Here is a 22,152-nt window from a genome sequence, read left to right as displayed (position 1 = left end):
AACTTCGCACCACTTTTCAAATAGAAACAATTAGCAAAAAGTATGATAAGAGATGTGAAGAAATTTTGAAGATATTGATTTTTTACTTTAAATACTGTCTATACAGAAGTATGACCTCATCCCTTTTATTAATAAGTTTCAAGTATTACAGACTCAGAAAAAATATCAATAAATTTATTTAGTTAAATGGAGCCATGCTTCTTGAATAAACATATACTTGCTTATCTTTTCTCATTAAAGCACTAGTAAACTGTCGCTTCCTATTATTTAGAACAACTTCAATCTGAGCTTGAAAGAAGCTGGATTTAACATCAATAAGGCTATTTACTTGATTTTTCTTTTGACTATCAACCGCTGAAAAAGCATTCAATTGCCATAATTCATCTACATTTTGGAAGAACTTTAAATTTTGTTGGCGTGTTTGCAATTCTTTTTCGATAGCCCCTATATCTAATTTTTCATCCATACTTGCTAAAACCAATGGCGAAGCAGTATTAATATTTAACTTCGAATTTTCTGGTAAAGCAGAAATATATGGAGCAATTAGATCAAATTTTTTTCCATCAAAGCCTCTCACTAACTTTAACTCTTCAATACGGTGGAATTTAGTATTCGCAGCCATGTAACCTGGATCCAAACCTTCATAATAACTACTTTCTGCCCCCATTGGCCCAGTTGGCTCATCATTTGGATCTTGCCAATCAATCACAGCTTGGCTTAATTCGGCTGGCAATCCCACACGTACCAATAAACGTTCAAACCAACTTTTAGCATCTTCATTTACAATGCCTTCCCCGTTAGTTAGATTATTTAAATTAAATTTACCAGACTCATCAAGCAAACGTCCGGATACCAAACCATCTTCAATAGGAAACGGAGGCATAGGTTGTGCCCATGTCTCTTTTAAATGATCTACTCCACCTGCATTATTTGCATCTTGAATTAATAATTCTGAAAAAAAGGCTTCTGCACTTTTTGCATAAAGCAAAGATTGATTTTGGCGCATTAAGTAGGCTGTATTTTCCATAGTATTATTTTGATGCTTGGCAATAGAAGCCGCTAAAATTGTAGCCAAGGCAACCATAATAAGTATTGTCAGTAAAGCGACACCCTGTTGGTGTTTGTAACTAAGGGCCATTATGAATTACCTTCCTGCGAAAGCGATAAGTCACCCTGATTTAAGCTATAAATCCACTCATAATTTACACCAGCGACTGTAAGTTGGATTTTTATCCCTTTCGGTAATTTTTTTAACTCATTAGGTTTCGTTGGATCAATATTAACCTCGGGCCATTTTGTGACTTCTTGCGGAGTCAAAACCATAATCTGATATTGGTCGACTTGACTTAACAAAGTACTCGATAAAGGTTGCTCTCTGTTCGAAGTATTCAAATTTGTATATTTAAGACGATATAATTTTTTTTGGTCTGCATCATAACGATATTCAATTCGTTCAAATGGTGATAAGCCTTGTTTTAAAGGATCTGTTACGCCTGCTTTGCTAAAACGTAAAATTTGATTATCGATTTCTAAAGCTGGATGAAGTTGACCACCTTGGTTTGCGGATAAAGGGATAATCTGCAAAGTATCACGAAGAATTTGTTGATAAGCATCTTGTAATTCAAATAAATGCACTTCATGTTCGGCATTACGATCACGAACTTTGAGCAAGTAATCGAAAATTTTCCACCCCAATAAAGATAAAACCGCAAAGATAGCGATCGCGACTAACAATTCAACCAAAGTAAATCCTGAGGCGCGAGTTAATCGAGCACTGCTCGATCGTGCTGCAAGGCGAGAATCAATGCTTCGGATGTGAATATATTTATTTTTTATCATTATTTTGCTTTCACTGGATAATTAAAAAAGACCATATGAGTAATGCCATTTTGTACTTTTCCCTTATCCGGATCATACAAACTCACTTGTAAATCAATTTTTTGAACATTCGGGCTAATAGTAGATTGAGCTGACTTATCAATTTGCCAAGTTTCACCTTGGGAAGTTACTTGCTTACTTTGAGTTCCTTGCAACCATTCTTGATTAATCTCCATCATAGCAACTTCATTCATTGCTACAAACTGAGCTTTAGTTCGCAAAATTGCATTTGAAGTGGACTGAGTGTACTGCATTGCCACTTTAGTTAAAGCGACAGCTGCGACAGCAAAGATTGCCAAAGCAACCATAACTTCTAAAAGGGTAAAGCCTTTAGATTTCATTTATTTTACCCAAGTGATCTATTTGTATTTCTGAACCAATCGGTTTTTGTTCTAAATAAAATTGTATTTTAACGGTTTTAGCTTCTCCATTGCCAAACCAGATGAGTTGAGGCGTTTGTCCTCCAATCAAATCTGTATTTTTAGCTTTAGAATAATTCTGATCATCCAAGGGTTGTACTGAAAAAGACACATGGGCAGGAAGTTGCCGTGTTTTAAACTCAGTATATTTCTGCCAACGGTTTTTTATATCTTGTACTTGTAAAGTGCTTTGATCGTGATATTCATAAAGTTCATAAGAAAATGGTGAGACATCTGTCTCACCATGAGTTTCTAAAGCCAATACACGTGATTGATCGATCGATTCTTTATTAATTTTCTGCAAATCGAGTAAAAATAACTCTCTCGCCTGCATTGCTTTTTTTTGGTCGACGCCACCTATATTTAATACAACCAGAGAAGTCATAATTGTCATAATCACAATGACTACCATCACTTCTATGAGGGTAAAGCCTTTTTGTGATTGAAATGGTAGATTCGATTTCATATCGACCTATTAAGCGTACTGCTCAACTGCTTGTTTGGGTAAGGCTAATGCCTGGTCAATATAGGCTACTCGTAAAGTATCTCTTGAACCCAAATAACGTTGATAAAAGCTTGAATTCAGAATTGCAGCAGCTCCATGAGTGAGTGACCAAATTGAAGCCAAGTAATCTCGTGTAGTCATATGACTCTGGATTGACTCTAAATAGTGATCAGTCATACGAATAATAATACGTAAGCGTTGCTTTCTCACTTGGTAGAGTTCATTAAAAAGATGGTGCACACCTTGGGCAGTAATTGAAAGCTTTTCTTCAATTTGGTGAAACAGTACTGTTCTTTCCGGATGGTGCAGATGATGCAACATAAAGAAAGCTAAATGTTCTGGAAAAGCCTTTTCAGTATCTTGAACCATTTCCAGTAACATGCGCTCATTACGAATAATTAATAGCATGTACAATTCATCTTTACTTTGAAAATGCTTGTACAAAGTACCTTTTGCCAAATCAAGCTCAGCAGCCAGCACATCAAGTGTCATTCCGGCTTCGCCATTTTCTAACAACAACTGTTCCGCAACTTGAAATATTAATGCTTCTCTTGCTCGGAACTGAGCTTGACGGTCCATCTTCACGCAATTACTCTCTTTATATAGTTTCTATAAGTTAAATCGCTTTAAGTAAATTTTCAAAATTCTGCGAGGTGATTCTTGCAATTTCCTCAACTGGCTTATCATATACCTCACTTAGTGCTTTCGCTACATAAGGTACATATTTTGGTTCATTCGTTTTACCACGATATGGTACGGGAGCCAAATAAGGGCTATCTGTCTCAATCAAAAGCCGATCTAAAGGAACTTGCTTGGCTACATCTCGTAGATCTTGAGCATTTTTAAATGAAACAATTCCTGAAAAGGAAATATAGTAACCACAGTCCAATACAGCTTTTGCTGTCTCCCAGTCCTCAGTAAAACAGTGCAAAATACCATGTGTAGATTGTTCAGCTCGAATAATATCCACCGTATCATGTTTTGCTGAACGTGTATGAACAACTACTGGTTTTTTAACATTTTTAGAGGCTTGAATATGACGAGCAAAACAATCTTTTTGCTCGTTAATAAAGTCAGTGCTGTGGTAATAGTCTAAACCTGTTTCACCTAAAGCCCACACCTTTTCTGATTGAGCCAATTCAGTCAAATACTCAGTCGTTGCTCGAGCCATAGTATCAACATCCTCACACGGATGTACGCCTACCGTATACCCCACATCTTCATGACGCTTTGCGATTTCAGCTAAAGCAATATAATCATCAAGGTCAACTGAAATTGCCATAAACTTAGAAACACCATCTGCTCGCGCAGCAGCAAGTGCGAGATCTAAATCACCGTTATAAGGCGTTAAATCTAACATTGTTAAATGGCAATGGGTATCAACAAACACTGTTCTTTCCTATCTGCTTACATGGTATAACTTGGGCGATCTAAAGACATACTACCAGCTAAAATCCGCTCAGCTTCAGCTTTATAGTAAATTCCTTTATCACCACTCAATTGAATTGCGAAACCTTGCGGTTTAAATCCACTTTGCTTATGTGAAATCCAAACTACTTTACCAGTTAAAGGAATTTTTTGTGATTGTTCTGGTAACGTAGCTAAAATAAAAATTTCCTGACCCATCTTCACTTTTTGCTTCGATGGTACAAACAAGCCCCCGCCTTGTACATATCCCATATAACTTGCTTGCAATGTTGCTCTATCTGGAATATTGACCTGAATAATTCCACCCATTTGCGGTTGCATTAGTGTTCCCCTTAAACGTTCATTAATTTTATAAAAAGTTGATCTATGATGAGTTGTGTTTGTACATTCTGTTCAACCAATCTTTTAGATTGCTGCAATTCCTCATAAAGACTGAATAAGCTTTCTAAATTATAGTTTTGCGCCAGTTGATCGAACTGTAAATCTATATTTTTCTGTGGTTGATTGAGCTTGACACAAATTAAATCCCCTAACAAGTATTCAAGAAGCATCATAAAATCACTAAAGTTGAGTTCTTTTTGCCATTTAGCCGAATAAAATAAAGGCATATTTTTTTGATTTACAACTTTAGTCCAGTCTTCTAAAAAAGACTGTCTTTTAGCAAACCAATCACTAGTCGCAATTTCAACTGCTTGCAAAGGCATATCATTAGAAAGGCCTAGCAATAATTCAGGTGGTACAGATGCTATTTCAGCTAAATGTTCATTTAGATAAGATGTGGCTTCTGTATATGAAATACGGTCTAAAGCAAAATGCTGTAAGCGACTTCGAATGGTTGCCGGTAATTTCAAATAATGATCGGCCAACAAGATTAAAACGACGCGTTCACCTGGCTCTTCTAAGGTTTTTAGCAGCGCATTTGATGACGCAAGATTTAAAGCTTCAGCTGGCTCAATAACAACGACACGCCATCCCTCACCAGTTTGTTGTACAAATGGCAATAAATCTCGAATTTTTTCTATTTTAATTTTTGCATTCTGTTTTTTATTTTCTTCATCTGTCGTGATATGAACATAGTTTGGATGCGTATCTGATTTTAACCATTGACAGCTACTACATTCACCACAAGCACCTTGAGGTTGTTTATTTAAACAAAGTACCCACGCTAAGAAATGCTTAGCAAAAGCATGTTTACCACAACCTTGTTTACCATAAAATAATAAGCCATGCCCAATATTAGGAAAACGTGTTGTTAACGTTTCCCACATTGTCTGTTGCCACGGATAAACCTTAGAAGTCACATTCTGATTCATTAAATTAACGCTTACTCAAAAGACTCAACAGGCATATTATTTAAACGATCAAGATCTGCTTGAGTGTCAACACCTGGTGGTAAATTCGCTTCTGCTACAGCAATAGCAATACGGTGTCCATTTTCTAAAACACGCAATTGCTCAAGACTCTCGAGCTTTTCAAGTTTACCCATTTCCCATGTAACATATTCTTGTAATAAGCTCACACGATAAGCATATAAACCTAAATGACGAAATGCTTGAGTATGTAAAGTTGGTTCGTCTCGCTTAGCGCCATCTCGATCATAAGGGATCGTTGCACGGCTAAAATATAATGCTTCATTTTGTTTAGACATGACTACTTTTACGATACTATCACGCTGAAATTCATCCAACGCATGAATAGGCTCACATAATGTAGACATTGAACAGTTTGGCTTATCAACCAAAAGCTTTGCAACTTGCTGAACAAGCTGGGCTGGCAGTAATGGCTCATCGCCTTGTACGTTTACAATAATGTCATCAGCATCCCATCCTTTAATACGAGCAACTTCACTTAAACGATCTGTTCCCGATGGATGGTCTGCACTTGTTAAAACAACATCAACGCCCTCTGCACGACATATTTCAGCAATACGTTCATCGTCCGTTGCTACACATAGGTCATCGAAACCTTCAACTTTTTTGGCTTGATCTACTACTCGTAAAATCATAGGACGATCATGAATAAGTAACAATGGCTTACCTGGCAAACGCGAACTTGAGAAGCGTGCTGGAATGACGATATGTTTCATTTTTTCTTCCTAAGATATTTGAATATCAAGCTTTTGCAATTGTTGATTTAAAATCTGATAGCACTCTGTAGACAAAACAGCTTTAACAGGTACAACCCAGATAGAACGTTTAAAGTCTGGATGTTTTTCAAATAATGGCAAAAATTTAACCGCATCTTTTTCAGTCGTAATGATAGGTTGATCATCATTAAAAATGAGATCATCAATACTGTAATTATGATGATCACGAAAAGCATGCTCTTGAAATTGTTTCACCCCTAAACCTTTAAGTGTTTGGTAAAAGCGCTGAGGAAAACCAATACCGACTACTGCATGGTAATTATTTTGAATATTGAATGATAATTCAGTTCCCGAAGAAGGATTCAACAAGTAAGGCTGCCCTGCATCAAGATGCATATGCAATGTAGTTGTTGGTGTGAAAGTATGCTCGATTACCGTACCAGTTTTTAAACGTTCCGCAGGTTCACGTAAATATCCTTCAGGTAATAACTTTCTATTTCCAAGGCCACGATTTTGATCAAGTACGATCCATTCTATTTGACGGCCTAATGCCCAATGTTGCAACCCATCATCACTAATAATTAAATCTAGTTTAGTCGATGCTAATAATAACTCGATTGCCACTTGTCTATTGGGTCCTACTGCCATAGGTACGCCAGTTGACTGTACAATCAAAGCAGGTTCATCTCCTGCTTCAGCTGCTTGACTGGCCGATGTCACCAACATAGGAAAAGGGCCAGCTCCACCATAGCCTCTACTAATTACCCCTACCTTTACATTATGCTGCTTTAGATAATTGACGAGCTCTATTAATAATGGCGTTTTTCCACTTCCTCCCACCGTAATATTGCCAATTACCATGACCGGCACAGGTGCGGTATAAACTTTTTTAAAGCCTGAACTATAAAGATAACGATTTAGTAAAAACCCAGCACGATACAAGCAAGACAAAGGACGTAAAACAATCAACCAACTTGATTGCTTATTCCATGCATTTTGGATCAGCTGGGCTAACGACATACTTAATGGTCCTCAAAATTACGCTGATGTAATTGATAATAAGCACCGTGCTTAGCAAGTAATTCTTGATGAGTACCTTGTTCAACAATTTGTCCGCGGTCCATCACAACAATACGATCCGCATTTTCAATGGTTGATAGACGGTGAGCAATCACAATCGTTGTACGATCTTGCATAGCTTCATCAAATGCTTGTTGAATAAAGTGTTCAGATTCATTATCAAGCGCACTTGTCGCCTCATCCAAAATGAGAATTGGGGCATTTTTCAAAATTGCACGAGCAATTGCAATACGTTGACGTTGACCACCCGATAAATTTAGACCTTGAGCACCCAAAACAGTATCGTAGCCATTTGGTAAGTTCATAATAAAGTCGTGGGCATAAGCAGCCTTTGCTGCAGCTATTACGTCTTCATCACTTGCATTATGTAACTGACCATAAGCAATGTTTTCACGTACAGTTCGGTTAAACAAAACAACTTGCTGATTTACCATTGCAATTTGTGTACGCAAACTTGAAAGCTCAATATCACGTATTGGCAAATCATCTAAATAAATTTGACCACTTGAGACTTCTTGGAAACGTACCAACATGTTCACTAAAGAAGTTTTACCAGCACCAGAGCGCCCTACCAATGCAACAGTTTCGCCTGGACGAATATCTAAAGAAAAGTCTTTAATCGCTTGCGTACCGTCAGCATAGTTAAGTACAACATGGTCAAAACGAATTGCACCTTGCAACTGCGGTTTAAGTTCACCACTATTTTGCTCTTCAGGTAAATCTAATAATTCAAAAACTGAGTGTGCTGCAGCCAAACCACGTTGTAACTTTTCATTCACATCTGTCAAGTTTTTAACAGGCTTTGAAAGTAATCCTGCTGCCGTAATATATGCAACAAACTCACCAGCAGTTGTATTCCCTAAAATTTGTGGTCTTAATGCTAACCATACAATTAGAGCCATTGCACAAGCCATTACCACTTGAACAACAGGACTATTTAGGTTTTGCACAATCACCATTTTTAAACCACGTTTTAAGTTTTCTTCCGATGACTTATAGAAACGCTCTTGTTCTGACTCTTCACCAGCGAAACTTTTAACAACTGCATTACCATTAATACTTTCTTGCACTACATGGTTAACATCACCCATAGTGTCCTGAACTTGCATCGAGAGTTTGCGCATTCTTTTTGAAGCTTTACGCACCAAAATCCCAATTACAGGTAAGAACACCATAATACAAATTGTTAAACGCCAATTGGTATAGAACAAATAACCTAACAACCCCAACGTAATCATGCCATCTCGAACAATGGTTTTTAATGATTCAGATGAAGCAGCTGTAAGTTGCTCGACGTTATACATAATTTTGGCAGTAATATGACCCGAAGAGTTATCGAGATAATATTGAGCCGGCAGTCTTAGAAGTTTTGCATAAACTTCTTGGCGAATACTAAAAACCAAACTACGCGAGATCACAGCCGTATAGTACCCCCCCATAAATAGGCCAAGGCCACGGAAGAATACCAATAAAATGATTAATAAAGGGAACCAATCCAGATCCGCTCTACTCGCATTTTGAATTGCATCAATAATAAATTTAATGAGCTTAGCAACAGAAACCTCCGTTGCTGAGTTCATACCGAACCCGATAAGAACTAATAAGGCCACGCCCCAATAAGGTTTTAAATAGGATATGAGACGCAAATAAACCTTAAAATCTTGATTCACTCAGAAAAACCTCTAGAAGGAACTTTGGTACTAATATTGATGTTAACAAAACCGAGTTGTCCTGCTACATCCATAACACGAATAACATCCTGATGGGATGCTTTTGCATCAGCAGCAATGATAAACATAAAGTCACGTCGCTCTTGAGCAATTTGCTTAATTGCAGTGCTCAAATCAGCCATATCTTTGGTAGATAGCGCCTGACCATTCACGGCGTAATGTCCGCTAGAGTCTACCACGACTTCAATTTTATGATCGTACTGTTTTGGTGGAACACCTTGTGCATCTGGTAAAGTTAAATTGATGCGACTTGGCTGATTAAAAGTGGTAGATAACAATAAAAACACTAGAATGAACAATAAACAGTCAATCATAGGTGTTAAATTGATATGAATGTCTTCAACTTGAGAACGTTTAAACTTCATATTGCGATCTATCCATCAACCAACGCGGCGATGTTCTTGCATGACTGAAGAACGTTTGTAAAACAATGAGGCATGAAATAGCGTAGATTGTTGCTCTAACTCAGCAATATAATCTTGCACTACTCTTTGAAAATATCGATAGGAAATAAGTGCAGGAATTGCAATGAGCATACCAACTGCTGTTGTGATCAAAGCCTTGGAAATACCGGGAATCATTAAACTAGGACTACCTGCCGAACCAAAATCAATAACCAAAAAAGACTCAATAATTCCCACAACTGTTCCAAGCAGCCCTAGTAGAGGCGCTATAGCACTTAAAGTCCCTAAGAAGTTAATATTTTTTTCTAAATAAGAAATTTCTTGAGAAGCCATAGCTTCCATTTGTGCTCGAGCAAATTGTTCGCCATGTTCCTGATGCTCAAAACCAGCTTTTAGAATATTGCCCAATGCCGTGCTTTGCGCATTATTATCCTGTTTCAAATTTGTTATGACAACAGAAATATCTGCACTGCCATCATTCATTAGTACTTTAGGTAAAACTTGTGAACGTCTTAAACGTACAAAACGCTCAATACTAATTGCGACGGTTAAAATTGAACACAAAATTAAAGGCAGCATTAACCAGCCGCCCGCTTTCACAAGTTCCCACATATTTTCTTCCCCAAGAATATAAATTAGAAATATATGACCTAACTTAGAATTAATCTGGTAAACAAATATTCAAAATACCATCTAACTCATCGAGTGAATGATAGTGAATAACAAGCTTACCTTTACCTTTCTGGTTATGATCAATTTTAACATTGGCACCAAAACGTTCTGATAATTTCTGAGTTAGTTGCTCAATGTCTGGTGCAACAGGAGCTTTTTCCTTTTCCTGTTTAGGCTCGTTCCAATCGCGTACTAACTGCTCAGTCTGACGAACAGATAATCCTTTTTCAATTACAATTTTTGCAACTTCAAGTTGTTCTTTGCCCTTTAAAGTTAAGATGGCACGAGCATGCCCCATATCAAGCTGGCCTTGCTGCATAAATTCTTTAATGTCATCAGCCAAGCTCAACAGACGTAATAGATTACTTACCGTTGTTCTTGCTTTACCGACTGTATCAGCAATTTCTTGATGGCTTAAACCGAATTCATCATGGAATCGTTGTAGCGCCAATGCTTGATCAATCGGGTTTAAATCTTGACGTTGAATATTTTCAATAAGTGCTAAAGCAATAGCAACCTGATCATTTAAATCACGAACAATTGCAGGGATTTCCGTTAAGCCAGCAATTTGAGCTGCGCGCCAACGACGCTCACCTGCAATAATTTCGTAAGGATGAGCTTCATCATCTACAGGACGAATAACAATTGGTTGCATTACCCCATGTTTTTCAATAGAGGATGCCAACTCTTGCAAATCATGCTCATGGATAAAACGACGTGGTTGATATTCACCTCGTTTCAACAACTTCACATCAATTTGCTTTAACTGACCATGATCAAGCGCTTGAGCTTCTAGTTGTAATTTTTCTTTTTGAATTGAACCAAGTAATGCATCTAAACCACGACCTTTCGCCAATCCGCGTTTTTTGATGCTCATACTTTACTTCCTTTCTTCACTTTACTTTTCTTTAACATCTCAGCCGCAAGATTTAAGTATGCAACTGCACCTTTCGAACTTTTTTCAAAATAAATTACTGGCAAACCATGTGCTGGAGCTTCAGCCAAACGAACATTACGTGGAATCACAGTGTCGTAGAGTTTCTTACCAAAATATTGTTCCAACTCAGCAGATACATCGCGAGTTAAGGCATTACGCGCATCATACATGGTGCGTAAAACACCAATAATTTCCAAATCTGGATTTAACGCTTTTTGAATACGATCGATCGTTTGAGTTAAATCCGCCAAACCTTCTAATGCATAGTACTCGCATTGCATTGGAATGATTACACCATCTACTGCAGCTAAAGCATTCACGGTAATTAAACTTAAGCTAGGCGCGCAATCAACAATAATGTAATCGAATGAGTCCCGGATTTCATTCAAAGCATTCTTTAAAATGAACTCACGACCTTCTTGCTCTGCAATGGCAAGCTCGACACCAGAAAGTTCACGGTTTGAACCCAAAACTTTATATCCAACCTCAGCTTTTTGAATTGCCGTTTCGATTGGCACTTCACCCAATAACACATCCGTAATTGAGTAAAGTAGATCATTCTTTTGAATACCAGACCCCATCGTAGCATTACCTTGCGAATCTATATCGACAAGTAGCACACGTTTTTTCAATACAGCTAGTGACGCTGCAAGATTTACTGCAGTCGTTGTTTTACCAACACCACCCTTTTGGTTTGCAATCGCAATAATTTGAGCCATGGTAACCCTAATACTTTTTATTTAAATTCGTTGAAGTAAAAGTAAATGACGTTGTTCATCAAGTCTCGGTACATGCAGTTCAATCACTTTACATGAAAATTCCTGCTTAAGCTCTTCCATTTCTTCAACTGGAATCAGTCCTTTCATCGCGGCAATTATACTCTGCTCATGTAAATATGGACGCGCAGCCTCAACAAAATCTGTTAATGATGCAAATGCACGACTTGTTATTACATCAAATTGGCCAAGTTCATCAATTGTATCTTGATTTTCAACACGCGTTTGCACAGCTATTACGTTTTTAAGCTTAAGGTCAGCAATAAACTGTTTCAAAAAACGAATTTTCTTACCATTTGAATCAAGCAATACACAAGAGCGTTCTGGCTGACATAAAGCAATGATCATGCCCGGCATGCCACCACCTGTACCTACATCGAGCAAACGACCTGCTGGCAAATCTTTCAAAATACTTAGGCTATCCAACAAATGCTTCACTAACATTTCTTTCGGATCACGAATCGCTGTTAGATTATAAGCTTTGTTCCAAAGTACCAAAGCATCTTGATACTTCAACAATAATGTCAAAGCTTCATCGCTAAGCGATAAACCTAATTTTTGACTACCCTGTTGTAACTCTTGAAAAAACGGATGCATAAACAGATAACATCTAAGTAAAATTTAAAACAAAGTATACCCATTTATGCATCGTGGAACACTAGTTAACGATTAGCGATTACGCAGTTAATCGTAGAAGCCTTCACGAATTTGCAAATCTAGCTCCATTAAACGCTCAGGCGTTCCCACATCCACCCATGCACCTTTAAGCTTTTCACCAGATATTTTTTGATTGTGCATGGCTTGCTTCAACAGTGGGGCTAAAGGACGTTTACCAGCTTCCAATCCATCAAAAAGCTTAGGATGGATAACAGATACACCACTAAACGTGAGGTTCTCGCCCTTCACATCTTGATCAAACGCAAAAGCGCGTCCATTTAATAATGTAAAGTCGCCTTCGGGATGCTGTTTAGGATTATCAACTAATACAAGATGTGCCAAATCATCATTTAACTTAATATGGCGTAGAGCTTCAAAATCCATTGTAGTCCATACATCTCCATTCACCAGAATGAAAGGATCTGTTCCAAGCAGTGGCAAAGCATTAATAATTCCGCCAGCTGTTTCCAGCCCTTCTTCTTCTCGTGTCCAACGGATATCCACACCAAATTGAGAGCCATCTCCCAAGCTACTGATGAGTTTGTCGGCTAACCACGCAGAATTGATGACTATTTCGGTCACACCGATTTTCTTAAGTTTTTCAATATGCCACACAATAAGTGGCTTACCCCCTACCTCAAGCAGAGGCTTTGGTGTATATAGCGTGAGTGGACGCATACGATTGCCCAAGCCAGCAGCTAAAATCATTGCTTTCATTATGCTGCAACCTCATAAGGGCCATATTTTTCAATAAATTTAGGCATTACTGAACTGTGAATAAATGCCATGAAGTCATCAAGCTCATGATAGCCACGGCTCTCTTCAAGTAAATACCACATGACTCGTGGTAAATCCTTCAAATAACCAGACTTACCATCTCGCTCGAACAAACGGACAAAGATACCTAAAATTTTGATATGGCGTTGAATTGCCATTAAATCAGCATCACGTTTAAATTGGTCAAAGCTTCGGTTTTGTCTAGCAGATGCTGGTAAAAGCTCATAGAACACTTTAAACCATTGATAAACACGCTCAGCATTCCACTGCACGTATGCATCACGTGTAATCGAGATTAAATCATACGTATCAGCACCAATAACCGCGTCTTGGAAGTCAATTACTCCCAACTCTTCTTCATTAGCAATTTTCATTAAATTACGGCTATGAAAATCACGATGTACAATAACTTGCGGTTGAGCTAATGCTGCCTGAGCCAAGAAATCAAATGCATCATCAATAGTTTTCTTTTGCTCAGCTGTTGGATGGATATCGAGTGACGGTAACAACCAATCTGTTAACAACTGCATTTCCGATAAGAGCTTTTCATAAGAATAAACCGGGAAGTGTTCAGCGCCATTAATCGATTGCAAATGAATAAGCTGTTTAAAGCTCTGCTCATAATATTGATCAACTGTGTCATCGTTTAACAATGTAGACAGCAGCACATCACCAAAGTCTTCTAACAATAAAAAACCTTGATTTAAATCTTTTGCAACGATCTGAGGTACCCGAACCCCATGCCCTGCAAAAAACTCGTCAATGGTCACAAACGGAACACAGTCTTCTTTTTCAGGAGGCGCATCCATAAGCATATACGTTTTATTTTGTAACTGGATGCGAGCATAACGTCGAAAGCTTGCATCCCCTGCTAAATAAGCGATCTGAAATTGATCATTTTCAAGAACAGATGTAAGCCATGTATGTATCAATTGTTCACGTTGTGTATTCATTTGCAATAAAATCTAAAACAAGCTGAGATTTTTGAAGGGTTAAGTGTAGCCACTTATAAACTTTTTCTCTATGATGCGACAATAATTAATTGTGAATTAGCATACTTGGTTAATGAGACAATGAAGCATCAGTTTAAATTTAATCCTTTAGCGACCGCTATTTTTACGCTCTTATGTAGTGGCTCCATACAATCAAGTTATGCTGAGTCAGCTGGTGTTGTCTCCAACATAGACAATAATCAACTTAAGGCGAGTATTAAGGAATACTATCCAGGGCAGGAATTCTTTCAACAATATTATGTTGATAAATCTGCTCCTGAGGCGCAATTGCGCAATAATAAATATTTGAGTTCAGCATTCTGCCAAGGAACTTGGATTACACCAATTAATCCTGAAACTAAAGCGTTAGATGCAGATAAGGCTACTTCAGTTGTAACAGCTGATTATGGGCACTACAACCCTGCTGGCGACTCTGTGTTGGAAGGAAACGTGGTGATAGATCAGGAAGGCCGTACAGTTCGTGCCGATAAAGTCACCATCGATAAAACTCAAACATTTGCACATGCACAAGGCCGAGTACAGTTAGCTCAAGGCGGCTTACTCTCTCAAAGTGATGAAATTAATTACAATTTAAAGACTCAAACCGGTGATTTAAATAATAGTTTTTATATTTCTGAACAACAACATGCCCATGGCCAAGCTGGAAAAATCGAGAGAACCTCTCCGAATGTAATGGTTCTCAATGATGCGACTTATACCACTTGTCCTCCGGGACAAAAACCTGCTTGGAAAATTCAAGCCAACAAAATTGAGTTGAATCAAGAAACTGGGCGCGGTGTTACGCGCGGAACAAAACTATATGTAAAAGATGTTCCAGTTCTAGCAGTTCCCTACTTTAACTTCCCAATTGATGACCGCCGTACTACAGGTATTCTCAACCCTCAGTTTGGTTTCTCTGGTTTTTCAAACAACGGTGGCGGTGGCGAACTATCCGTTCCAATTTATTTAAACCTTGCGCCTAATTATGATGCGACGATTACACCACGTTACTTAGCTGAACGTGGTCCTATGCTTAAAGGTGAATTTCGCTATCTAACAGATGGTTTCGGGGCTGGAGAAATTTGGGGCGGCATTTTGCCATCTGATAAAGAATATGATGACAAAGACCGTAAAGATTTCAATTTCCTCCATAATTGGAATATAAACGATCAATGGTCTACCAACCTTGAATATCACTATGCATCTGATAAAGACTATTACGCAGATTTAGATAGTAGTCCTAACTCTAAAACAGACCTTAACTTGCGTAGAGCTTGGGAACTTAACTACCAGCATGGTATACCAGGTTTAAAAGCTCAGCTTAAAGTCGAAGACTTCCAGACTCTTGACCCAGATGTAAAAGATGTCAACAAACCATACGCCCGCTTACCTCAATTTTTATTAAATTATGTCACTGGTAATCCACTAGGACTACAATACGAATTTAATAACGATACTGCTTACTTTAAGAAATCAATTAATGACGGTTCTGCACAAGAAAGCAGCGGTACGCGTATTTATAACCAGTTTGCAACACGTTATAACTATCGAACACCAGCAGCCTTTGTAATCCCTGAGCTTTCCGTACGTTCTATTCAGACCTTCTATGACAAGGACAGTATCGCCTCTCAAGGTTTAGATGGCGGTTCTGAAAACAAATCAGTCATTGTTCCACAATTTACGTTAGACACTGGTTTGAATTTTGAACGTGAAGGTAAATATTTACAAACACTGACACCACGTGCCTTCTATGCCTATGCACCATACAAAAACCAAGAAGGCTACCCTAACTTTGACTCAACCACTGCGTCAATTAGTTACGATCAGTTATTTAACCCTTACCGCTTCTATGGACATGACCGCCTTGAAGACAATAACTTTTTATCGTTAGGCGTAAGTTATAGCCTGTTTGACACAGTAGGCTTAGAGCGTTTACGTGCAAGTGTAGGTCAAAGTTATTATTTTGAAGATCGCCGTGTCACCTTGAAACAACAAGATGAAATTGATACTGAACGTAATACGGGTCCTATTGTTAGCTTATCTAGCCAACTTAATCAAAATTTCACCATTGCTGCAAACTCGGCATGGATGTCAAATGGCGATAATGCACAGCGTGATTTTCAACTTTACTATACTGGCGATAAAGGAAATCTCTATAACTTAGGCTATTTCTACCGTAAAGATATCCCTGGCCGTCAAGATACATACGATCAAGTTGTTGCATCGTTTATACAACCAATTAAAGACAACTGGCGTATTATGGGTCTTGTTCAATATGACATGGACAATGATGTGGCTCGTGAGCTGTTATTAGGTGTTAACTATGAATCATGCTGCTGGGGTATCTCAGTCTATGGCCGTTCTTATTATAACGATCTAGATGATCCAAAATCTCCTAATGTGAACGAGAAACGCGCGATTATGGCTGAAATTACGCTCAAAGGTTTAGGTAGTTTAAATAACAAACTCGCGTCTATACTTGAAAATCGCGTTTTAGGTTTTAACAAAATTAATCAATCTTGGACACAACGTTAATGAAGACAAAACATCTTAAACAGTTTTTTAAAGCGACGACCCTTGCTGTATTAATATCTTCATCAATGCATAGTTTTGCCCAACCTACTGATGAAGTTGTGGCAATTGTGGACAATAGCGTAATTTTAAAAAGTGACCTTGAACAAGGAATGGCTGAAGCAGCTCACGAATTGCAAGCACAAAAAAAAGAAGTTCCACCTCAACAATACTTACAATTTCAAGTATTAGACCAACTCATCTTACGTCAAGCACAACTTGAACAAGTTAAAAAATATGGCATCAAACCTGATGAGAAAAGTCTAAATGAGGCTGTACTTAAAGTTGCAAGTCAATCGGGTAGCAAAAGCCTAGAAGCCTTTCAACAAAAATTAGATGCGATTGCACCTGGAACTTATGAAAACTTACGTAGCCGTATTGCTGAAGATTTAGCAATTAATCGTCTGCGTCAACAGCAAGTTATGTCTCGCATTAAAATCAGTGATCAAGATGTAGATAACTTCTTGAAGTCACCACAAGGGCAAGCTGCTTTAGGTAATCAAGCTCATGTGATTCATATGCGAATTTCTGGAGACAACCCTCAAGAAGTTCAAAATGTAGCAAAAGAAGTTCGTTCACAACTTGCTCAAAGCAATGATTTAAACGCTCTTAAAAAGCTTTCAACTGCGACTGTAAAAGTTGAAGGTGCAGATATGGGATTCCGCCCTCTTTCTGACATACCGGCTGAACTTGCTGCTCGTATTACTCCACTGCAAGATGGTCAAACAACTGACTTAATCTCTGTACGCGATGGCGTACATGTTCTAAAACTTTTAGAACGTAAGCAAAATGAACAGAAAGCATTAGTACCGCAATATCAAACACGCCATATTCTTATTCAACCTTCCGAAGTGGTAAGTCCTGAAAATGCGAAACAAATTATTGATAGCATTTACAAGCGATTAAAAGCGGGTGAAGATTTCGCTACTCTTGCTGCAACTTATTCAAATGATACAGGTTCAGCACGTGATGGCGGCAGCCTAGGTTGGGTTACGCCTGGCATGATGGTTCCTGAGTTTGATAAAAAAATGCAGGAAATTCCTGTAGGTGAAATTAGTGAACCTTTCCAAACTCAATTCGGCTGGCACATCTTACAAGTGACAGACAAACGCGAAAAAGATATGACGCATGAATATCAAGAGCGTATGGCACGTCAAATTTTAGGTGAGCGTCAATTTAACACTGAAATTGATAGCTGGTTACGTGAAGTCCGTGCAAATGCTTATGTAGAAATTAAAGATCCAAGCCTCGACAAAAAGAACTTACAAAAATAAGTTAATCTTTTGTCGTTAAAACCTGTGTTGATCACAGGTTTTTTTGTAAACAAAACCCAGCCATTAAAAAACCGGTTATATGAATAACCGGTTTCTATAAATCAGACCCTAAAGGGAATTATTTATAACGATCAACCATTTTCTCTAAAGAAATTGGACGAATCTTGTCAGCATTACCAGCTGTACCGAAAGCTTCATAACGATCGATACAAATTTGTTTCATTGAATCGACAGTTTTAGCGAAATACTTACGTGGGTCAAATTCAGCTGGGTTTTCCGCCATGAAACGACGAATTGCACCTGTTGAAGCTAAACGCAAGTCAGTATCGATATTGATTTTACGTACACCATGTTTAATCGCTTCTACAAGCTGCTCAACTGGTACACCATAAGTCTCACCAATATTACCACCAAACTCGTTAATTACTTTTAACCATTCTTGTGGTACAGAGCTTGAACCGTGCATTACAAGGTGAGTATTTGGCAATGCCGCATGAATTTCTTTAATACGGTCAATTGCTAAAATATCCCCTGTAGGTGGACGTGTAAATTTATAAGCACCGTGTGAAGTACCTACAGCAATTGCTAAAGCATCAACATTTGTATCAGCAACGAATTGTTTTGCTTCTTCAACAGAGGTTAAAAGCTGAGAATGGTCAAGTACACCTTCTGCACCCACACCGTCTTCTTCTCCAGCCATACCTGTTTCAAGGCTACCTAAGCAACCGATCTCACCTTCAACAGATACACCACAAGCATGAGCCATTGATACCACTTGACGAGTTACATCTACGTTGTAATCGTAAGTTGTAGGAGTTTTACCATCAGCGCCTAATGAACCGTCCATCATCACTGAGCTAAAACCAAGTTGAATAGAACGTTGGCATACATCAGGGCTTGTACCATGGTCTTGGTGCATTACCACTGGAATGTGTGGCCATTCTTCAATTGCAGCCAAAATAAGATGGCGTAAGAATGGAGCGCCTGCATATTTGCGAGCTCCAGCAGATGCCTGAACAATTACAGGTGAATTGGTAGCATCTGCGGCAAGCATAATTGCACGCATTTGTTCTAAGTTATTTACGTTAAATGCTGGTACGCCGTAGTTATGTTCCGCAGCGTGATCCAAGAGCTGGCGCATTGAAATGAGTGCCATAATATCCTCCCAGGTAGTGCGGCTTATTCTACCTTGTCATTTATTTCAATTCAGCAACAAATCACAGTATTTCAAAAAAAATCCCTGCATTTGCAGGGAATTTTTAACAAAAAACAACAAATTAATGCGTTTCTGAAGCAGCCGTCTCGCTAGATGCACTACCTTCAACTACATCTGTATTCTTTTCATCTAAAACTGGCTTATCAAGCGCATCGATTGCAGCTTGTTGTTCAGGAGTTACTTTGTCAGCAACAGCTGTAGATGCCGCATCTTGGCCTGCTTGAGTCGCCTCTTCTTTTTTCGCACAAGCAGTCAACATCATTGGGACAATTAACAAAGCAGCAAAGGTAAGTTTTAAATTCATCACTATTTTCCACAATTGGTGATTTAGTACTCATTATATTATTTCAGGAATATGACAATTTAATGACTTATCAATGAAAAAGGGATTGATAACTCAATCCCTTCTTATTTCAATATAACAGTTTTTAAGCACGTTCAAGTAAAACGGCAACTGCTGGCAATGTTTTTCCTTCAACAAATTCAAGGAATGCACCACCACCTGTTGAAATATAACCAATTTGATCAGCTACATTATATTTATCGATCGCAGCTAAAGTATCACCACCACCAGCAATTGAGAATGCATCAGATTGTGCAACTGCAAGAGAAAGTGCTTTAGTACCCTCACCAAATTGATCAACTTCAAATACACCAACAGGACCATTCCAAAGAATCGTTTTTGAAGTTGTTAAAATATTTGCAAATGCTTTAGCTGTTTCAGGGCCAACATCCAAAATCATATCATTTGCTGTTACATCTTCAACTTTCTTAATTACTGCTTGCGCTGCTGCCAAAGAACCTAAGAAATCTTCGAAGTTAATTTGTGAAGCATCAGCTACAACTACATCTGTAGGAAGTGGAACACTTACTTTAGCAGCAATTTGTTTTGCAGTTTCAACCAAGTCAGCTTCATATAAAGATTTACCAACATTGTAACCAGCAGCGGCCAAGAAAGTATTTGCAATACCACCGCCCACAATCAGTTGGTCACAAATACCAGATAATGAATTTAACACATCAAGTTTTGTTGAAACTTTAGAACCAGCGACAATTGCCACCATTGGTTTTTCAGGTGTTTGCATTGCACGGCCAAGTGCATCTAATTCAGCAGCCAATAATGGGCCTGCCGCTGCAACAGGTGCAAAACGTGCTACACCTTCTGTAGAAGCTTCTGCACGGTGAGCAGTACCAAAAGCATCCATTACAAACACATCACATAGAGCTGCATATTTTTGTGCAAGTTCAGGATTATTTTTCTTTTCACCCGGATTAAAACGAACATTTTCAAGCAAAACAACTTGTCCTGCTTCAACTTCAACACCATCTAAATAATCAGTAAATAATTTAACTTCTTGACCTAATGCTTCAGTTAAATATGCAGCCACTGGTGCAAGTGATTGTTCAGGCTTTGGCTCACCTTCCACAGGACGACCTAAATGTGAAAATACCATTACAGCAGCGCCTTTTTCTAAAGCAGCTTTTATTGTTGGAAGTGCGGCACGTAAACGAGCATCGCTGGTAATCACACCATTCTTAACAGGAACGTTTAAATCTTCACGAATAAGGACACGTTTACCTGCTAAATTAAGGTCAGTCATGCGCTGAAAATTCATGTAAAGCTCTCTTTATGATTTTAAAAACGCGCCAATTTTAAATGATTACATCAAAAAAGGTTAGTTTTTTTGCATAAAAGCTGTAGAAAGCCAAAGTTTTGATTATGATAGAGGTAGTCATCTAATATTTCATCCATTATGTCTATTCATCCAGATCCACAAATTAATCGTTTAAATGTTTTAGGTGAACCCTTAGCAAGCTGTTGTTTTGACCCTATTACTGGCTACTTCCGGAATGGTTTTTGCCATACAGCCGTAACAGATCTTGGTCAACATACGGTGTGCGCCCAAATGACTTCTGAGTTTTTAAATTTTTCACAAAAAGTCGGAAACGATCTGATCACTCCTCTACCAGAAGCAGGCTTCCCTGGCCTACAGCCGGGAGACTTCTGGTGCATTTGTGTAACTCGTTGGGTAGAAGCTTATCAAGCTGGTCAAGCACCCCCTGTTAAACTTCATGCTTGTCATCAAGCTGTATTGAGCTATGTTCCATTAGATGTATTAATGGAATTTGCAGTGTAATGAAACAACCCAAAATTATTTTGGCAACAAGCAGTCAGACACGTAAAGATTTAATGAATCGTTTAGGAATCGAATATATCTGCATTAGTCCAGATATTGACGAGAGTCCTTGTGGTGAAACGCATGCCGATGATTTAGCAAAAAGACTGGCATTTACTAAAGCACAAGTAATTGCACAAAAAAATCGTGAAGCAATTGTAATTGGATCAGATCAGGTTGCATGGCGAGAGCATGCTCCTCATGATTTTATTGGCAAACCCTTAACAATTGAAAATGCCAAAGCTCAATTAGCAGCAAACTCTGGCCGAACAGTCTTTTTTAGTACTGCTTTAAGTGTGCAGTGCCTTGAAAAAAGTTTTGAACATACGCTTGTTGAGCATTATCAAGTTAAGTTTCGCAATTTAAGCGCGCCTGAAATCGAAAGATACGTCGACTTAGATCTGCCCTTACAATGCGCAGGAAGTTTTAAGTGTGAAAGTCTCGGCATTAGTTTATTTGAAAAAATGATAGGCCAAGACCAAACCACGCTGATGGGTTTACCCATGATTCATCTTTGTCAGATTTTAAGACAACTCAATCTCCAAATTCCTTAATATTTATTAGCTTATTTAT

General features: G+C 38.3%; 25 protein-coding genes. 4 read left to right on the top strand and 21 right to left on the bottom strand.

Translation table 11 applies throughout. The features are described from left to right. Positions 1-178: 178 nt before the first annotated feature. The 18 genes from gspK to G9371_RS03320 all read right to left on the bottom strand — a co-directional run bounded on the left by gspK (position 179) and on the right by G9371_RS03320 (position 14,302). The gene (gene gspK / locus G9371_RS03405; RefSeq protein ID WP_029424377.1) at positions 179-1,138 is read right to left on the bottom strand and encodes a type II secretion system minor pseudopilin GspK; all 960 of its coding nucleotides are present in this window, start codon (positions 1,136-1,138) and stop codon (positions 179-181) included. Then, positions 1,138-1,839 carry a type II secretion system minor pseudopilin GspJ gene (gene gspJ, locus G9371_RS03400; RefSeq protein ID WP_000594589.1) on the bottom strand — a complete coding sequence of 234 codons (702 nt, stop codon included), beginning with the start codon at positions 1,837-1,839 and terminating at the stop codon, positions 1,138-1,140. The genes gspK and gspJ overlap by 1 nt, the downstream gene beginning before the upstream one ends. Beyond that, positions 1,839-2,219, bottom strand: a complete 381-nt coding sequence (gspI, locus tag G9371_RS03395; RefSeq protein WP_000836911.1) for a type II secretion system minor pseudopilin GspI — start codon at positions 2,217-2,219, stop codon at positions 1,839-1,841. Before gspI ends, gspJ begins: the two co-directional genes overlap by 1 nt. Further along, positions 2,209-2,763 carry a type II secretion system protein gene (locus tag G9371_RS03390; RefSeq protein WP_005128793.1) on the bottom strand — a complete coding sequence of 185 codons (555 nt, stop codon included), beginning with the start codon at positions 2,761-2,763 and terminating at the stop codon, positions 2,209-2,211. The genes gspI and G9371_RS03390 overlap by 11 nt, the downstream gene beginning before the upstream one ends. 9 nt (positions 2,764-2,772) lie before the next feature. Then, a complete protein-coding gene (locus G9371_RS03385; RefSeq protein WP_000375838.1) occupies positions 2,773-3,381 on the bottom strand; it encodes a TetR/AcrR family transcriptional regulator in 609 nt (202 codons plus the stop codon). 37 nt (positions 3,382-3,418) lie between these two features. Beyond that, positions 3,419-4,192, bottom strand: coding sequence for a TatD family hydrolase (locus G9371_RS03380; protein WP_000497295.1), 774 nt, complete (start codon positions 4,190-4,192; stop codon positions 3,419-3,421). A gap of 17 nt (positions 4,193-4,209) precedes the next feature. Next, a complete protein-coding gene (locus tag G9371_RS03375; protein ID WP_001183024.1) occupies positions 4,210-4,551 on the bottom strand; it encodes a PilZ domain-containing protein in 342 nt (113 codons plus the stop codon). A gap of 11 nt (positions 4,552-4,562) precedes the next feature. Continuing rightward, positions 4,563-5,543, bottom strand: coding sequence for a DNA polymerase III subunit delta' (locus G9371_RS03370; protein WP_001075409.1), 981 nt, complete (start codon positions 5,541-5,543; stop codon positions 4,563-4,565). 11 nt (positions 5,544-5,554) lie between these two features. Further along, positions 5,555-6,316, bottom strand: coding sequence for a 3-deoxy-manno-octulosonate cytidylyltransferase (gene kdsB, locus G9371_RS03365; protein ID WP_000680696.1), 762 nt, complete (start codon positions 6,314-6,316; stop codon positions 5,555-5,557). A gap of 9 nt (positions 6,317-6,325) precedes the next feature. Continuing rightward, positions 6,326-7,336 carry a tetraacyldisaccharide 4'-kinase gene (gene lpxK, locus G9371_RS03360; protein ID WP_000050463.1) on the bottom strand — a complete coding sequence of 337 codons (1,011 nt, stop codon included), beginning with the start codon at positions 7,334-7,336 and terminating at the stop codon, positions 6,326-6,328. 2 nt (positions 7,337-7,338) lie between these two features. Further along, on the bottom strand, positions 7,339-9,066 hold the full coding sequence (gene msbA / locus G9371_RS03355) for a lipid A export permease/ATP-binding protein MsbA (protein ID WP_001070729.1): 1,728 nt from the start codon (positions 9,064-9,066) through the stop codon (positions 7,339-7,341). Then, positions 9,063-9,491: an ExbD/TolR family protein gene (locus G9371_RS03350; RefSeq protein ID WP_000669683.1), complete on the bottom strand. Its 429-nt coding sequence runs from the start codon at positions 9,489-9,491 to the stop codon at positions 9,063-9,065. The genes msbA and G9371_RS03350 overlap by 4 nt, the downstream gene beginning before the upstream one ends. 15 nt (positions 9,492-9,506) lie before the next feature. After that, positions 9,507-10,142, bottom strand: a complete 636-nt coding sequence (locus tag G9371_RS03345; RefSeq protein ID WP_029424378.1) for a MotA/TolQ/ExbB proton channel family protein — start codon at positions 10,140-10,142, stop codon at positions 9,507-9,509. 49 nt (positions 10,143-10,191) lie between these two features. Beyond that, positions 10,192-11,079 carry a ParB/RepB/Spo0J family partition protein gene (locus G9371_RS03340; protein WP_000023429.1) on the bottom strand — a complete coding sequence of 296 codons (888 nt, stop codon included), beginning with the start codon at positions 11,077-11,079 and terminating at the stop codon, positions 10,192-10,194. Continuing rightward, positions 11,076-11,858: a ParA family protein gene (locus G9371_RS03335; protein WP_000057212.1), complete on the bottom strand. Its 783-nt coding sequence runs from the start codon at positions 11,856-11,858 to the stop codon at positions 11,076-11,078. The genes G9371_RS03340 and G9371_RS03335 overlap by 4 nt, the downstream gene beginning before the upstream one ends. Positions 11,859-11,879: 21 nt before the next feature. Continuing rightward, positions 11,880-12,512 carry a 16S rRNA (guanine(527)-N(7))-methyltransferase RsmG gene (gene rsmG, locus G9371_RS03330; protein ID WP_000553193.1) on the bottom strand — a complete coding sequence of 211 codons (633 nt, stop codon included), beginning with the start codon at positions 12,510-12,512 and terminating at the stop codon, positions 11,880-11,882. 87 nt (positions 12,513-12,599) lie between these two features. Beyond that, positions 12,600-13,289, bottom strand: coding sequence for an N-acetylmuramate alpha-1-phosphate uridylyltransferase MurU (gene murU, locus G9371_RS03325; RefSeq protein WP_000646457.1), 690 nt, complete (start codon positions 13,287-13,289; stop codon positions 12,600-12,602). Then, complete coding sequence (locus G9371_RS03320) at positions 13,289-14,302, bottom strand: aminoglycoside phosphotransferase family protein (protein WP_001096101.1); 1,014 nt, start codon at positions 14,300-14,302, stop codon at positions 13,289-13,291. Before G9371_RS03320 ends, murU begins: the two co-directional genes overlap by 1 nt. 120 nt (positions 14,303-14,422) lie before the next feature. On the opposite strand from G9371_RS03320, the gene G9371_RS03315 reads away from it, so the two are divergent. Beyond that, positions 14,423-16,876, top strand: coding sequence for an LPS-assembly protein LptD (locus G9371_RS03315; RefSeq protein WP_029424379.1), 2,454 nt, complete (start codon positions 14,423-14,425; stop codon positions 16,874-16,876). Beyond that, positions 16,876-18,186 carry a peptidylprolyl isomerase gene (locus tag G9371_RS03310; RefSeq protein ID WP_000850091.1) on the top strand — a complete coding sequence of 437 codons (1,311 nt, stop codon included), beginning with the start codon at positions 16,876-16,878 and terminating at the stop codon, positions 18,184-18,186. Before G9371_RS03315 ends, G9371_RS03310 begins: the two co-directional genes overlap by 1 nt. Positions 18,187-18,304: 118 nt before the next feature. On the opposite strand, the gene fba is transcribed toward G9371_RS03310, so the two are convergent. The 3 genes from fba to G9371_RS03295 form a co-directional block, all read right to left on the bottom strand. Beyond that, positions 18,305-19,342: a class II fructose-bisphosphate aldolase gene (fba, locus tag G9371_RS03305; protein WP_029424380.1), complete on the bottom strand. Its 1,038-nt coding sequence runs from the start codon at positions 19,340-19,342 to the stop codon at positions 18,305-18,307. Between the two features lie 121 nt (positions 19,343-19,463). After that, positions 19,464-19,706, bottom strand: a complete 243-nt coding sequence (locus tag G9371_RS03300; RefSeq protein ID WP_001049824.1) for a hypothetical protein — start codon at positions 19,704-19,706, stop codon at positions 19,464-19,466. A 124-nt stretch (positions 19,707-19,830) separates the two neighbouring features. Further along, the gene (locus G9371_RS03295; protein WP_001011093.1) at positions 19,831-21,018 is read right to left on the bottom strand and encodes a phosphoglycerate kinase; all 1,188 of its coding nucleotides are present in this window, start codon (positions 21,016-21,018) and stop codon (positions 19,831-19,833) included. Between the two features lie 138 nt (positions 21,019-21,156). On the opposite strand from G9371_RS03295, the gene G9371_RS03290 reads away from it, so the two are divergent. Both G9371_RS03290 and G9371_RS03285 read left to right on the top strand, forming a co-directional pair. Further along, entirely contained in the window at positions 21,157-21,540 is a 384-nt protein-coding gene (locus G9371_RS03290) for a DUF2237 family protein (protein WP_000022187.1), read from the top strand. Further along, on the top strand, positions 21,540-22,133 hold the full coding sequence (locus tag G9371_RS03285; RefSeq protein WP_029424381.1) for a Maf family protein: 594 nt from the start codon (positions 21,540-21,542) through the stop codon (positions 22,131-22,133). The genes G9371_RS03290 and G9371_RS03285 overlap by 1 nt, the downstream gene beginning before the upstream one ends. The last annotated feature ends 19 nt before the right edge of the window (positions 22,134-22,152 follow it).

Source organism: Acinetobacter sp. EKM10A (genome assembly GCF_011075215.1).
Taxonomy (GTDB): Bacteria; Pseudomonadota; Gammaproteobacteria; order Pseudomonadales; family Moraxellaceae; genus Acinetobacter; species Acinetobacter baumannii.
Note: the sequence above shows the minus strand (reverse complement) of the source record. Positions and strands in the feature narration are given on the sequence as shown.